Origin of the sequence: Halioxenophilus sp. WMMB6 (assembly GCF_033283405.1) — a bacterium.
Classification (GTDB): domain Bacteria; phylum Pseudomonadota; class Gammaproteobacteria; order Pseudomonadales; family Cellvibrionaceae; genus Halioxenophilus.
In genome coordinates this window covers 87,394-101,801 of the sequence record NZ_JAWMQR010000001.1, presented here as the reverse complement: position 1 = coordinate 101,801, position 14,408 = coordinate 87,394, and the positions used below count along the sequence as shown (strand labels likewise).

Annotated in this window: 10 protein-coding genes; 2 read left to right on the top strand and 8 right to left on the bottom strand. The window is 50.3% G+C overall.

Annotated elements, in window-relative coordinates; all coding sequences use genetic code 11:
• Window positions 1–55 precede the first annotated feature (55 nt).
• From SBL51_RS00395 to SBL51_RS00360, 8 genes are all read right to left on the bottom strand, one after another.
• On the bottom strand, window positions 56–1,285 hold the full coding sequence (locus SBL51_RS00395) for an acetyl-CoA C-acetyltransferase (protein WP_317928484.1): 1,230 nt from the start codon (window positions 1,283–1,285) through the stop codon (window positions 56–58).
• A 138-nt stretch (window positions 1,286–1,423) separates the two neighbouring features.
• Window positions 1,424–2,596: an acyl-CoA dehydrogenase family protein gene (locus tag SBL51_RS00390; protein WP_317928483.1), complete on the bottom strand. Its 1,173-nt coding sequence runs from the start codon at window positions 2,594–2,596 to the stop codon at window positions 1,424–1,426.
• A 67-nt stretch (window positions 2,597–2,663) separates the two neighbouring features.
• Entirely contained in the window at window positions 2,664–4,820 is a 2,157-nt protein-coding gene (locus SBL51_RS00385) for an enoyl-CoA hydratase-related protein (RefSeq protein ID WP_317928482.1), read from the bottom strand.
• 52 nt (window positions 4,821–4,872) lie between these two features.
• Window positions 4,873–5,655: an enoyl-CoA hydratase/isomerase family protein gene (locus SBL51_RS00380; protein ID WP_317928481.1), complete on the bottom strand. Its 783-nt coding sequence runs from the start codon at window positions 5,653–5,655 to the stop codon at window positions 4,873–4,875.
• A gap of 19 nt (window positions 5,656–5,674) precedes the next feature.
• A complete protein-coding gene (locus SBL51_RS00375; RefSeq protein ID WP_317928480.1) occupies window positions 5,675–6,616 on the bottom strand; it encodes a nitronate monooxygenase family protein in 942 nt (313 codons plus the stop codon).
• 99 nt (window positions 6,617–6,715) lie between these two features.
• Window positions 6,716–8,071, bottom strand: a complete 1,356-nt coding sequence (locus SBL51_RS00370; protein ID WP_317928479.1) for an MFS transporter — start codon at window positions 8,069–8,071, stop codon at window positions 6,716–6,718.
• 154 nt (window positions 8,072–8,225) lie between these two features.
• Window positions 8,226–9,761: an acyl-CoA synthetase gene (locus tag SBL51_RS00365; protein ID WP_317928478.1), complete on the bottom strand. Its 1,536-nt coding sequence runs from the start codon at window positions 9,759–9,761 to the stop codon at window positions 8,226–8,228.
• Window positions 9,762–10,046: 285 nt separating this feature from the next.
• Complete coding sequence (locus SBL51_RS00360) at window positions 10,047–12,278, bottom strand: TonB-dependent receptor (protein ID WP_317928477.1); 2,232 nt, start codon at window positions 12,276–12,278, stop codon at window positions 10,047–10,049.
• Between the two features lie 324 nt (window positions 12,279–12,602).
• On the opposite strand from SBL51_RS00360, the gene SBL51_RS00355 reads away from it, so the two are divergent.
• Together SBL51_RS00355 and SBL51_RS00350 are read left to right on the top strand one after the other, a co-directional pair.
• Window positions 12,603–13,226: a TetR/AcrR family transcriptional regulator gene (locus tag SBL51_RS00355; protein WP_317928476.1), complete on the top strand. Its 624-nt coding sequence runs from the start codon at window positions 12,603–12,605 to the stop codon at window positions 13,224–13,226.
• A 112-nt stretch (window positions 13,227–13,338) separates the two neighbouring features.
• The gene (locus SBL51_RS00350; protein WP_317928475.1) at window positions 13,339–14,373 is read left to right on the top strand and encodes a phosphotransferase family protein; all 1,035 of its coding nucleotides are present in this window, start codon (window positions 13,339–13,341) and stop codon (window positions 14,371–14,373) included.
• The last annotated feature ends 35 nt before the right edge of the window (window positions 14,374–14,408 follow it).

Genomic DNA, 14,408 nt, shown 5'->3' with positions numbered 1-14,408 from the left:
GGCTGCCCCACAGGTTCATAACGGGACAGCCCATGCCAAAAAAAAGTTACAACGGTTAAACTCTTTCGACAATAATTGCCGGAGCCATTGCCCCAGCAGCACACATGGTCACCAAGCCGAGTCCCTGATCACGGCGCTCAAGCTCATCCAGCAGTGTGCCAATCAGCATACAACCGGTGGCACCAATCGGGTGGCCCAAGGCAATAGAGCCACCATTAACATTAAGTTTGTCGTGGGGCACATCCAGGTCACGCATAAACTTCATCGGCACCACCGCGAAGGCCTCATTCACTTCAAACAGGTCGATATCACCAATAGTCATGCCGGCTTTATTCAGAACTTTTTTTGCCGCATCCACCGGCGCATTGAGAATGTATTCCGGTTGATGGCCCATATTGGCCATGGCCCGAATCTTGGCGCGGGGTTTAAAACCGTTGGCCTTGGCATACTCTGGCGAAGCCAAAATCAAGGCACTGGCGCCATCGACGACACCGGAGGAGTTACCCGCGTGGTGGCGGTGGTCTATCACCATCCCCGGCCAGCGCCCTTCCACCAGCTCGCGATAGGTCTGGCCCGTGCCAAAAAATTCGCTATCCATCAAGCGGCCAAAGACAGGCTCCAGTTGCGAAAGTGTTTCCAGTGTGGTTTGCGGGCGGGGGTATTCTTCGTGATCAAGCGCCAGTGAGCCATCCTCATGGTAGACGGGCACCAGGCTTTTATTAAAACGGCCTTCAGCCAGCGAGACGCCAGCACGACGTTGGGACTCCAGTGCGAACTGATCCAACTCCTGTCGAGTGATACCCTCTTCATTGGCAATAATGTCGGCAGCCAGGCCAACGTTGGTCATTGGGTAGAGGCGACGCAGGCGTTCATTCCAGGCGTCGGTAGGCATAGAGGCGGTGATGGGCACAGTCATCGACATCATCTCCACACCACCGGCGACAATGAGATCCTCCATGCCGGCCATAATACTGGCCGCGCCCATGTTCACCGAGCTGATACTGGAGCCACAGAAACGGTCGACGGTAATACCCCCAGCTTTAACACTGTAACCGGCATCCAGAGCAGCCATACGTGCGATGTCAGAACTCTGCTTTTGCACCTGTGTACAACAGCCAATGATAACGTCGTCGATATCTGCGGTATCTAATGAATTGCGCTCGGCCAACGCCTTTAACACAGTGGATAACAATTGCTGAGGATGGACTTCCCAGAGAGCGCCTTTACCAACTTTGCCAACGCCTCGGGGAGTTCGCGCGGCATCAATAATCCAAACTTCATTCATGATATTGTTCCTCTGTTAGCTAGACGGTCAGTCGATAATTAATAAGTCGACTCGTTGTTTGCTCTATTTAAATTTACTTAAAACAACAGTATGGCTAAGCGTTGAATGACTTCGAGTGTAATTAGTCGGCAAGACTTATTACGGTTTGTCGATATAGGGAACAAACTCCTTGCGGAAGATATCCCTGCTGATAATCAGTTTCATCACTTCCGATGAGCCAGCATAAATTCGTGTGACACGGGCATCGGTGTACATACGTGAAATCGGGTATTCGTCCATATAGCCCGCCCCACCATGCAGCTGTACCGCTTCATCCACCATTCGACCAAGGGTCTCGGTGGTTGCCAGCTTGGCTTTGGCGGCATCCTCTGGGGTGAGTTGATCCAGGTTTAACGCCTTAACACATTGGTCGACATAAACCTGTTGTATATCCAATTCGGCTCTTAGCTCTGCCAGTTTGAATTGTGTATTTTGAAAATCAGCCAGCCGTTGCCCAAACAGCTTTCTTTCACGGCAGAATTGGTCCGCCAGATCAAAGGCTTTCTGGGCCGCAGAGAGCGCCTCTACCGCAGCAATAAGCCTCTCCTCTGCCAGCGCCTCCATCAGGTGCGATAGCCCTTTGCCTTTAGTTCCGAGCAAATTCTCTTTGGGGATTTTCACGTTAGAAAAAAATAGTTCGGCGGTATCCTGAGCTTTTTTGCCCATCTTCTTTAAATTGGCGCCCCGCTCAAAGCCTGCCATGCCCCGTTCGACCAAAAACAGGCTTATTTCCCGCGGTTTATTAACTGGGTCTATTTTGGCAGCAACGACAACGAGATCGGCATTAATACCGTTAGAGATATAGGTTTTACTGCCGTTAAGCAGATAATGGTCTTCCTGCTCCAGGGCGGTTGTACGCATACCGGCCAGGTCGCTACCGGCATCTGGCTCAGTCATTGCGATCGCTAAAATAGATTCGCCCGATACACACTTGGGCAGGTATTTCTGCTTCTGGTCGCTATTGCCAAACCGTTGGATATAGGGCCCCACCAATCGGCTGTGCAGCGTCGTATACCAGTCGGAGGTGAGTGCGTACTGATTCTCTTCGATCATGATCTGCTCGAAGCGAAAATCGGGGTCACCCAAGCCACCATACTCTTCGTCCGCCCAGGTCAGCAGAAAGCCATTGTCGCCGGCTTTCTTGAAAAGATCCCGTGCAACAATCCCCTGCTCCCGCCAGGATTCCATATGAGGAGTAACTTCAACCTGCAGAAAGCGTCGATAGGCCTCACGAAACGCCTCCTGCTCCGCTGTAAAGTCTCGCTTAAACATAATCTATGCTCTTAATTTTCTAGTGATGGAATAGCAGCCAATAGGGTCCGAAGCAAAGGCACGAAAGCTAATCAATAAAAGAGGCTCCAGCCTTCAACTTCTCTAAAACAATTTCCGGCGTTTTAAAGCGGTCACCGAACAGCGTTGCAAGTTGATCACAACGCAGGATAAATTTTTCCAGGCCGTAGGTATTCACAAATTGCAAAAAACCACCGGTCCAATGGGGGGCGCCGATAGCCAGCAGAGAAGCAATATTGCCCTCACCAACAGAGCGCAAAACACCCTCCTGTAAACACTTCAAAGCCTCGATCACCAGGCGAAACAATAGCCGGTCTTTAATATCCTGCTCGGCCATAGAGAGCTGCGGTGTAAAGAAGAGTTCGCCTAATTGTGGCCACAACTGCTTCTCGCCTTGCTCCGGGTAATCGTAAAAACCGCCGCCTAGATGGCGCCCACCGCGGGAGTAGTCAGTAACCATTCGTTCACTCACAGCCTTACTGATGCTGTTGTCGCTTACCCAAGCCGAGAGTCCCAAGGCCTGCTCTGCTGCGGCAAGGTTGCGAGTGAATTCCTGGCCCACTTCATCCTGATAAGCCAGTGGACCATCGGTCATTCCGAACGCTTTAGCCATTTCTTCGATCAGAATTGGCTGGGTACCCTCAGTTAGCAATCGCGCCCCCTCATCCAGGTAACTACTCAAAACTCTGTCGATAAAAAAGCCTGGTGAGTCGTTTACCACTATTGGCGTTTTGCGGATCTGTTTAACAAAGTCATACACCTTGGCGATGGTTTTCTCGGGCGTATTTTGGCCGCATATAATTTCGACAACCGGCGTGTTACCAAGCAATGGTAAAAAGTTAATACCAATAACCTCTTCCGACAGACCGCGGGCCTCAGCTAGCTGCGCGAGGGGTAGCGTCGAGCTGTTTACAACGTTGATAGCAGTGCTGTCTGAGGGAGAAGCCAGTACTGCAGCTGCTTTAGTTTTGAGCGTGATCGCTTCAGCGTTGGTATCAATAACCAGGTCACAGTCGATGAAAGGTTGCCCTTCAGACAAGGGCAGAATGAGCTCGACCAGCTTGGTTTTATCCGCCTCGGTTTTTAACCCTTTGGCAAGGGCAGGATCGATGTTGGCTACACTCGCCAGTCGGGCACTTTCAGCCTCAGCTAGAGAGCTGGCTTGTAATACCACCTCGACACCATTGACGGCCGATATGTAGGCAATGGCTTGCCCAAGTCTACCGGCGCCCACTACACCAACGCGCGCAACTTTGCTCTTGGTAATATCCCGAGGCCGATACTTTCCGGATTTGATCGCATTCATCTGGAAGAACATGGCGGTGATAATATTTTTGGCGTGCGGTGTCATAATCAAATTGGTCAGACCACGCGTTTCGATATGTTGCGCGGTTTCAAAATCGACCGTTACTATTTCTGTCGCAACACTGATAATACGTTGCGGAGCCGGCAGCAGGCCGCGGGTCTCCTGCAGAACTCTGGTTGACGCAGCCATTAGCAGCTGTTGAATTTCAGGGTTTGCAATATCACCACCGGGAATATGATGATCTATACGGTCCCACGGTTGGGCCCAGCTTTGGGGGTTAGCTTGGATATAGGCTTTTGCGGCAGCGATCAGCTCTACCGGCTCGTCAACTAAGGCATCCACCAAACCCAAGTCACAGGCTTTGGCCGCCGCCATTCTCGTGCCTTGCAGGGCCAGAGGCAGGGCTTTTTCCAAGCCCAGCATGTGGATGGTACGCACCATACCGCCACCACCCGGCAACAGACCCAGAGTGACTTCCGGCAAGCCAAGTTGCACCTCGGGGCGGTTGAGAGCAATCCGGTAATTGCAGATCAGACAGATCTCCAGTCCGCCACCCAATGCTGCGCCATTAATGGCGGCGACCACAGGCACCGGTAGTTTTTCAATTCTTCGAAAGTGCGCCTTAACATCATCTTCAATCATGCGGTACTGCTGCTCTTCCATGCCCTCTGGCACATTGGAGAGTTCAATCAGATCTCCACCGGCAAAAAAAGTACTTTTAGCTGAAGCAAAAACGACCCCGGTCAGTCCCGGTTCCTCTTCCAGGCGATCAGCTGTCTCCTTAAGCGCTGCTCGAAACTGAGCATTCATGGAGTTCACCGGACCATCCATATCCATGGTTATGGTGACTATCCCCTGTTCATCCTTGTCGAAGATGAAACCATTATATTTTTCAGCCATGCGCTACACCTGATGTTATAAAATTGCCCGAACAGCGAGTTGTGCCCTACCGTTAATCGCCCTGGTATTGCGCGCGCTCTTTATTTAAAAACGCCAGCACACCGCGACGAAAATCCCCGCTTTTGGTTGCCCGGCAAAATTCCTCTCGTTCCGCTTCAAGCTGGCCCTTCAAGACGCTTTGATCCTTGTGCACCAGGCGCTTGTATGCGCTGTAAGCGAGGGTTGGGCCGTTGGCCACCCGCTCGACAACCTTGTCGCATTCGCTGTCGAAACTCTCCGCCGCAACCACCTTATTGATAAGCCCATACTCGAGCGCCTGCTGCGCACTCCAGCTTTCGCCTAGCAACATTAGCGACGCCGCTCGCCGTTCTCCCAACAAGCGCGGCAGGAAGAAGGTGCCACCACAATCCGGCGGCGCGCCTATCTTGTCGTAGGCCAACAAAAAGTTGGTCCCTTCTGCGGCTACCACCAGATCGCACGCTCCCAGCAAACTGAGCCCGGCACCTGCCACTGCACCATGTACACAAGCGATGACCGGGACCGGGCTGCTGTAGAGAAACTCGATGACGGGAATCAGCGCATCCAGCAACTGATTGATAACCTGATCGGTGGTGTCGAAATCTTTGGCAAAGGCCGTCAGGTCGCCACCTGCCATAAAAGCCCGGCCAACCCCGCGCAGAACAATGCAATGTAGATCGTCGCGATCCGCCAGGGGCATAACCGCCAGGTTGACCGCATTGGCGGTGGCAACATCCAGCGTATTGAGTGCTTCAGGACGATTTAGCCAGACGGTAGCGATACGGGATTGCTCGTCGATAGAAACTTTAGCCAACATCAATAATCTCTCCGTCTGCTTATAGATAGGCAGATGCACTGGTGTTCAGGGCATCGAGGGCAGCGCGATACTCCCGCTTGAGGTTCTGCACAATATCGGCAACCGGCTCCACCGCAGAGATCGCTCCAACACCCTGCCCGGCCGACCAAACATCTTTCCATGCCTTGGCTTCGCTATTGAGCTCTTTCTCAGCATTCATGGTTGGCGTCGGTGTACTGTCCAGATCGAGGCCGGCTGCCTCAATGCTGGGCATCATAAAATTGGCATTAACACCGGAGACTTTCGGTGTGTAGATGATGTCCTTGGCCTCGGAATTAATCATCATTGAGCGGTAGGCATCGCTAGCCATGCTCTCCTGGGCGGCAATGAACCGGGTTCCCATGTAAGCGAGGTCAGCCCCGGCCGCTTGTGCCGCCAGTATCGACGCACCATTGCTGATGCAACCGGAGGCGAGAATAGGTTTGTCGGTAATCGCTCTAAGCTCAGAAATGAACGCAAAGGGGTTGTAACTTCCGGCGTGACCACCGGCACCGGCGCACACTGCGATCAGACCATCAACACCCGCAGCCAGTGCCTTTTGTGCGTGGTTAGTGGTAATAACATCGTGTAACACCAAGCCACCGTAGCTGTGCACCGCATCGACTACCTCTGTGGCGGCTCCCAGAGAGGTGATAACAATAGGCACCTTGTGCTCAACCGTCAGCTCAAGGTCGGCGGCCAGGCGCGGGTTGGTTTTGTGAACAATAAGATTGACGGCAAAGGGGGCGTCGCCCTCCCCCAGTTCCGCCTGAATCTGTTCAAGCCATTCTCGATAGCCAGCGCTGGTGCGCTGATTCAGAGCCGGAAAGCTACCGACAATGCCCGCTTTACAACATTCGATAACCAGTGCTGGCTGCGAGACCAGAAACATAGGTGCAACGATTACAGGGAGAGTTAAATTCTGTTTGATTTCGTCCAACATAAAGAGACCCGTTTTTTGGTGCGGGGGTCAAATCCAGACCACCAGCATTGCTTGTATTTGGTTTCTATCGGTGTTCGTTAACCGTGCCCTTTTGAAGTTTTAGCCGGCGCCCTCCGGCGTCTGTGCAGACTTACTGATGTGATGTGCAGCAATAAAGTAGTGTACCGATGACCATATTGCGGCGGCGGGCAGTACGCACAGCATTGCCCAGCGCAGGGACTCGTTACCAAAAGCAGGGGTAAGCGCATCACTAATTACCCCAATAATGGTGGGGCCCAACCCGAGGCCGATAATATTGATCACCAGGTAGAAAAGTGCAGAGGCCGTAGCCCGCATTCGCGGATCAACATTACCGTGCAGAACCGCAAGTGAAGTGCCGATATAAGTGGCCAATAACATACTGGGAAAGAAGTTGATAACCAGCGCCAGATAGAGGTTACTCGTCAGAAAAATAACCAGGTAAAGCGGTATCAGAATGAGGCCGGAAATTGCGGGAATCCACAGATACCAACTCTTATTGCGCTTACCAAGACGATCGCCCAGATACCCGGCAAAGAAAGTACCGATACCACCAAACAGTCCGATGGCCAGTGCCAACCAGAGGCCAAGGCTTGCCGTACCCATTTCGTGACTTCTGATAAAAAACGGTGCGATCCAGTTGAAGGTTGAGTAGCCAACCATGGCAAACAGAGCCGACCCCAAAAAAAGGTGGCGCAGTGTTGGGTTAACAGCCAACTTCTTAACGACGTCGACAAACGTCACATGCTCCAAATTAACAGTGCCCTGCTCCGACCAGCCTCGAATGGGTTCTGCCACCATAGTGCGCAACCAGATCGCCATGATCACACCGGGAACACCGATCAGAACAAAAGACCAGCGCCAGCCAATGTATTGATTCAAAACGCCCCCCAAAAAGAAACCCAGCATGACACCAATATTGATACCGACACTGTAAATGGACATGGCTGTACCGCGTTTATCTGAGGGGTAGATATCGGAGATCATGGAGTGTGCCGGGGGACTGCCGCCAGCTTCGCCGACACCCACGCCGATACGGGCCATCAATAACTGGAGATAGTTAAAGCAGAAGCCACTGAGCGCCGTCATAAAGCTCCAGATACCCACAGCCAGAGCAATAATGTTGCGGCGATTGGAGCGATCGGACCAACGCGCTATGGGGATTCCCGCCGTTACATAAAACAGCGCGAAGGCAAAACCGGTAAGCAGGCCAAGTTGAGTATCTGACAGGGAAAGATCGTGCTTAATTGACTCTTGCAAGATGCTGATAAGCTGTCGATCAATAAAGTTAAACGCGTAAACCAGTGTCAGCATACACAACACATAGGTGCGATACTTAGGGCGGCTATAGGGGGTGTCAGCAGAGCCATTTTCCAATAGCGGGTGTAGCGCTTTCGGATTGCTCTGATCAGAATTTATCGTGGATTTCGAATTCATAATTAAAATTGCCGCCATGCAGGGAATAGGAATCCTGACATTGAGTATTATGAATACCCAAAGCTCGAATCGTTGTTGTCATTATCCATTACTGGGAAGACAGGTATGGTCGCCTAACCCAAGACCTTAATCGGGCATTACTGACGGACTTTTCTCACAGGGTGCCGTTTATCAACATCTCACGCAGTAATTTCTTTTGAATTTTTCCGGTTTCCATTCGCGGGACCGAATTGCGAAAGATGAATTGCCTGGGGGTTTTTATTCTGCCTATCTTGGCCAGGCAATACTTCTCCAACTCCTGACCAAGCGCGACATCGGTGCTGTTGTCAGGCGCCTGATCTGAGCCGACGATAATGGCGACCACACGCTCGCCCATCTCTTCGTCGGGAATACCGAACACGGCGGCATCAGCCACTGCAGGATTTGTCAAAAGGCAGTTTTCGATCTCCTGCGGGTAGATATTGACCCCACCCGAGATCACCATAAAATCTTTGCGGTCAGCCAGGAATAAAAAGCCATCCTCATCTAAATAACCCATATCACCGAGTGTTGCCCAACCATGTCGATTGTGACACTTCCGGGTTTTTTCCGGGTCATTGAGATATTCAAACTGAGGGCCGTCCGAGAAGTACACCGATCCAATCTCACCCGCCGGCAACTCATTACCATCTTCGTCGCAGATACGGACCTTACCCAGAATTGCGCGACCTACCGAGCCCTCTTTTTCCAACCACTCCTCTGTCGAGATAGTGGTAATTCCAGGGCACTCGGTACCTGAATAAAATTCGTGAACAATCGGGCCCCACCATTCGATCATGGCTCTCTTTATTTTGGGAGGGCATGGTGCTGCGGCATGAAATACCGTTACCAGCGATGAGTGATCGTATTTATTGCGCACACTTTCGGGCAATTGCAACAAGCGATAAAAGTGGGTAGGCACCCATTGCGCGTGGGTGATCTGGTACTTTTCAATAATGGCCAGCGCGGCTTCCGGATCAAATTTATCGGAAACATAAATAGTGCCGCCGAACTTATTGATCGCCATGCACCAGCGCAAAGGCGCTGCATGATAGAGCGGCGCAGGCGAATAGAAGCGGGTATTGAAGTCCATGTTGTAGAGCGCTTTACCCAGCTCAACCAGACCGTTGGTTTGATCAATTGGCCCTGCAATTGGAAAAGGCTTAATCCCCTTCGGCCGGCCAGTGGTTCCCGAGGAGTAAAGCAGATCGCTGCCGTGGCTCTCGTCGGCTATGGGCGAGGCTGGAAAAACCTCGCAGCACGCTTCCCAATCTTTGGAGAACTCTGTAGCACCACCGACCGAAAGCGTAGGCACAGCCTGCAGTTCTGCGAAGCTATTCCTACATTTCTCAATCAGTGGTCTTGAGGTAATAACCAATTTAGCACCGCTATCGCGCAGAATATAGCTTAGATCTTCAGTGCTGAGCTTGGTGGAGATGCAAGCCAGGTAGAGCCCGGAACGCTGCGCAGCCCAGGCGACCTCGAGAATTTGTGGGCGATTCTCCATCATCAGAGCAATAACATCACCGCGCTTAAGCTCCATACTCCTGAAGAGATGAGCTATCTGATTGGATCGATCGTCAAGTTCTTTATAGGTTACAGTTTCCCCGGTCTCTGTCATAACCAGTGCTGGTTTATTGGGGTGTGTTACTGCGTGATTACGTGGATGCATATCGGTCACCGAAAATTGCCCCCGGATCGGGGCGACGACTTAACAGATCAGTCGCCGGTCTAAAATTATTCGTTGTTAATGTTTCTGATTTTCTAAAGCGTACAGGCTATTTTTCTATTTGAGGTCAGCAACATTGATGCTGACCTCAACATTAGTATGGTCGCGACCGTAATGGCAGAAAGTAAGGGTTTAACAGGCCAAGTCAACAGCTGGATCTGCACCCAATTGTGTAGCACCGTTAAATCATCACCTCTGCCATTAACAGGCCTAGTCCGTGCGACAGAATTAGAACTTGTAAGACGCTTTCAGAGCAACGGAACGGGTTCGGTCCGTCGTTCTATAGTAGGCACCGCCATTCAAGGGTACATCGTTACCATAGACTGAGGTCAGTTCGTTACTCAGGTTCTTACCAATCAGTGAAACTGCCCACTTACCATCTTGGGACTCTACGCCAACACTGGCATTGTATTTTGTAAAGGCGTCCTGAATCAGATTTTCATCCAGGTCAGGGGCAAGGTAGTAGTCATCGGAGTAGTTCACGTCCAAGGTAGCCACGAAATCAATACCACTGATAATACCTTTTACAAATTCAAAACCAATTGTGCCTGAAAGTTCCGGAGCATATACCGTGGTCTCACCGGAAAGATCCTGTGTACAGCCACCCGGGCCTGTCCACGCAGCAGTCTGATCATTGGTACAGTTGGCACCTTCGAAGCTATCGTATTCAAAATCGAGATAAGCAAGGCTGCCAGACATAGATAAATAGTCTGTCATCTGCCAGCGACCATCGAGTTCAAGACCTTGCACAGTTGCTTCAGCTGCATTGCCCACCACAAAGGCGGTCTGCCCATCAAACTGGCTGACCTGCAGATCTTTATACTGAGTTCTGAACAGGGCCGCGTTCAAATTGACGGTTCCACTAAACAGAGTGGATTTACCACCTATTTCATAATTGATGGCGTTCTCTTGTTCAAACTGCCAGTCAGAATCGTCGGCGGCAACAATTCGGGCGTCGAAGCCGCCCCCTTTGTAGCCGGTAGAGACAGTGGCATAAGCCATAATATCTGAAGTCAAATCATGCTGAAGATTGATCGACCAACTGACGTCTTCTTCCGATCGGTCACCGGAAAACTGATGTTCGTAGGTGCCGAGAGCCGCATTGAACACACCAATCATCGCGCTGCTGGCCGGAGTGCCATAGTTGCCGAGTTCGGTAATGAAAATACGGTGTGTTGCGTCTTTATCTTCGCTGGTATAGCGAACCCCCGTATTCAAACGGGTACTGGAGCTAAGGTGCCAGGTGCCCTGCCAAAAGGCGGAGATGGTTTCCGAATCAAATTCAAAATCGGTATGTTTGGTGCCTACCAAGGCTGTACCAATATTGAAGTCGGTTTGTTCATCGTACTCAGTATTGGCCTTTTGCCAATAAAGTCCGGTAACGTATTCAAATACATCGTTCAATGGTGACGTTAAGCGAATCTCCTGGCTTACTTGAGAAAATGACTCCTGCTGATCGGCCTGAATAAATGGATTCATGGAGAAATCCGCATCAAAGGCCTCTTGCACGTCATAGTCGGTGTAGCCAGTGACTAAGGTCAATTCAAAATCGCCAATACCCTGATTGATGGTCATGGACGCTGTGTGCATCTCTACATCCTGGGATTCGGGCTTATTGATGGCTGGGTTGCCAGTATTGTAGTAGTTTCGGGTTTCGTCGAATTTTTCTCCGGGGATACCTTTGGTCACCTGGAAAGTTCGCGCCGAGGTTTCAAATTCTGACACCTCGTACTTCAGCAGAAGATCGGTGGTATCGGTAGCCGCTATTTTTAAAGAACCGCGCAAGGTTTGATCATCTTTACCAGGATCATCCTCACCCGTTGCCAGGTTTTTCAGGAAGCCATCAACTTCATAGTCCCTGAAAGCCAAGCGACCCGACACCTTCTCGGTAAGTGGACCGGAAATATAACCACTTACCTCTTGCTCGCTATCTGTGCCATATAACAGATTGATCTTACTTTCAAAGGTATCGGTTGGCTCGCGCGAGACAACATTCACTGCACCGGCAATCGCATTTTTACCGAACAGAATAGATTGGGGACCACGCAGGATTTCGATACGTTCCAGATCCATAAACGGAGCTCGGGACTGGTAGGAGCGTCCGTAATAAACGCCATCGAAGAAAGTAGCCACAGACTGCTCGAAACCGGAGTTCGCAGTACTGCCAATACCTCGTACATAGATAAAGTTGGCCAGAGCGGATTCAGCAACCTGGAAACTGGGAACATAGGCGGATAGGTCGCCCATGTCAGTCACCCCGGAAGCTTCCATCTTGCTACCCATCATGGCATTCATTGAGATAGGAACATCCTGAAGGCTTTGCTCCCGCTTTTGTGCGGTGACGACCACCTCTTCCAAAGTCGCTCGACGATTAGATTCTTGAGCCAGGGCAGTATTAATAACAAGACATGCAGCCAAAGGCGCAAGTACAAAAGCTGGATTATTTCGTGTCTTTTTCATGGGATATAACCTTATGCTTATTATGATTATCTATAGAGCGTTTGAGAATTTAGGAGTAGATCTCGCGGCACTGAAAAAAGCTTATACCATGTTACTTGACCCAATCAAGTATAAACTTGATCCAATCAAGTAAATACTTGACCGAATCAAGTAGGCTGTGCTGTAATTCCTTCCGTAGAAATGGATTTACCCGGCTTAACAGGCTTCAGTTTGGCAATCTAAAGACGCTAAACCACATTGACTGATACTTAGGCCACTGGGCCCCAATTGGCCTTTATCGGCCATAAAACGCCATAAAAAAACTAAAAATTGTGAATAAATAAGATGTCAAAACCGGTTAAGAAGAAGTTAACGCAATCTGAACGTGTAGCGTTGTCAGACGAAAAAATGTTCGAGGCGGCAATTGCTCTCATCATTGAACAGGGCGTCAACAATACAACGCTAAAGGAGGTTGGCGAGCGGGCCGGCTTCAGTCGCGGCATGGCCCACTACCGTTTTGGCTCAAAAGAGAACCTGTTAGTTGAGTTGATAAGCACCAGTAATCACCACTGGCGCAACAACTTAACGCAATACGTCACCCAAAAAGATGGCCTGAATGCGGTTATGGGGGCACTGGAAGCCTTCGAGATGCAACTGTTGAATCTGGCTGACGAAACAAGAGCACTCTATATCCTCTGGTTTGAGTCGGTTGGTCATGACTCTTCCGTGCGCGACAGATTATCTCAGATTCATGCCCATTATCGCGATGATATAAGCCAGTGGATCGCCGAAGGTATCGAAGAGCAAACTATAAGAGCGGATGTAAACCCGGTTTTTATGGCACAACAGATATGTTCATTCTTTTTTGGATTCATCTATCAATGGGTTGTCAATGAAGAGTCTGTGGATATCCGCAACTCAATCTCCGACTACAGAAAGAATCTGGTAAGACTACTAGCTCCAGCTTAACTGCTGGGCCAACCAACATTTATATTTGCTGTTTTCTTGCCCAGCGCATGGGCGAGCTGGTCGACTCTTGCCTTTAAAAAAATAAATTTACAGATAGTTAAAGGTCTACGCTATGCAGGCACCAAAACCTAATAACGATGATATCGATAACTTCACGCCCCTGTTTGAACTTATTCGCAAGCATATTCCCGACTTTGAGAAAAATGTGAAAGTAGAGCGAATTGGTGGAGGACAATCCAACCCCACCTATTTTCTCGATACCGACAAACACTCTCTGGTATTGCGTAAACGGCCAGCTGGGCTTACCTCCGGTGCCGCACATGACGTGTTGCGGGAATTCACCATCATGCAAGCCCTGCACGAATCCGGCATACCGGTGCCTAAAGTATTCTTCTACTCCGATGACCTTAATGTGGTGGGCACCGATTTCTACATCATGGAGCGAGTCAATTCATCTCAATACTTTAATGCCACGCTACCCGAGATGAACAATGCAACTGAGAGAATGTCTCTCTATTCCAACCTGGCGATGAATCTCGCTAAGCTGCACCAGTTCGATTGGCAAAATTCAGCGCTCAAAAAGTATTACCGTGAAGGTGATTTTCTAGAGCGTCAGATCGGCCGCTGGTATCGAGCCTTTGACGCGACAGACGAGAGCGTCGATGCCGAACTTATCCGAAACTTCCTGCAGCAGAATAAACCCGAAACTTACAATAACGCCCTAATTCATGGCGACTACAAGTTTTCAAATCTTTTAATTGAAAATGATCAACCGGCAGTAGCGGCGATCATAGACTGGGAATTAGCGACTATCGGCGACCCGCTTACCGATCTCGCCCATACCTGGGCCTCTTTCTGGGGAACAAAGCCAAATGAATACGGTGGCTTATTAGGTATCGATTGCCAGGCACATCAGATTCCCAACGGCGAGCAGTTTCTCAGTAGCTATTTCGACTACAACCCCATAGCTCAGTCACTGCCTACCTTCTACAAGGTTTTGGCTCTTTTTCGCTACGCCGGTATTTTCCAGGGTATTAAAAAGCGGGACGAGGAAGGTACTGCGGCCTCTGCCACCGCCAAAGAGGTGGGCAAATTGGGCCGGGTCTATTTAGATCGAGCGCTGGATGTAATGCGCGCTGACGACTAAGCCCACAACAAACAGATTAGAATTGAAGGTGACCT

Coding starts and splice junctions, on each gene's coding strand:
- SBL51_RS00350 (WP_317928475.1), top strand. CDS start 13,339: ATGCAGGCACCAAAACCTAATAACGATGATATCGATAACTTCACGCCC.
- SBL51_RS00375 (WP_317928480.1), bottom strand. CDS start 6,616: ATGTTGGACGAAATCAAACAGAATTTAACTCTCCCTGTAATCGTTGCA.
- SBL51_RS00355 (WP_317928476.1), top strand. CDS start 12,603: ATGTCAAAACCGGTTAAGAAGAAGTTAACGCAATCTGAACGTGTAGCG.
- SBL51_RS00370 (WP_317928479.1), bottom strand. CDS start 8,071: ATGAATTCGAAATCCACGATAAATTCTGATCAGAGCAATCCGAAAGCG.
- SBL51_RS00390 (WP_317928483.1), bottom strand. CDS start 2,596: ATGTTTAAGCGAGACTTTACAGCGGAGCAGGAGGCGTTTCGTGAGGCC.
- SBL51_RS00395 (WP_317928484.1), bottom strand. CDS start 1,285: ATGAATGAAGTTTGGATTATTGATGCCGCGCGAACTCCCCGAGGCGTT.
- SBL51_RS00365 (WP_317928478.1), bottom strand. CDS start 9,761: ATGCATCCACGTAATCACGCAGTAACACACCCCAATAAACCAGCACTG.
- SBL51_RS00385 (WP_317928482.1), bottom strand. CDS start 4,820: ATGGCTGAAAAATATAATGGTTTCATCTTCGACAAGGATGAACAGGGG.
- SBL51_RS00360 (WP_317928477.1), bottom strand. CDS start 12,278: ATGAAAAAGACACGAAATAATCCAGCTTTTGTACTTGCGCCTTTGGCT.
- SBL51_RS00380 (WP_317928481.1), bottom strand. CDS start 5,655: ATGTTGGCTAAAGTTTCTATCGACGAGCAATCCCGTATCGCTACCGTC.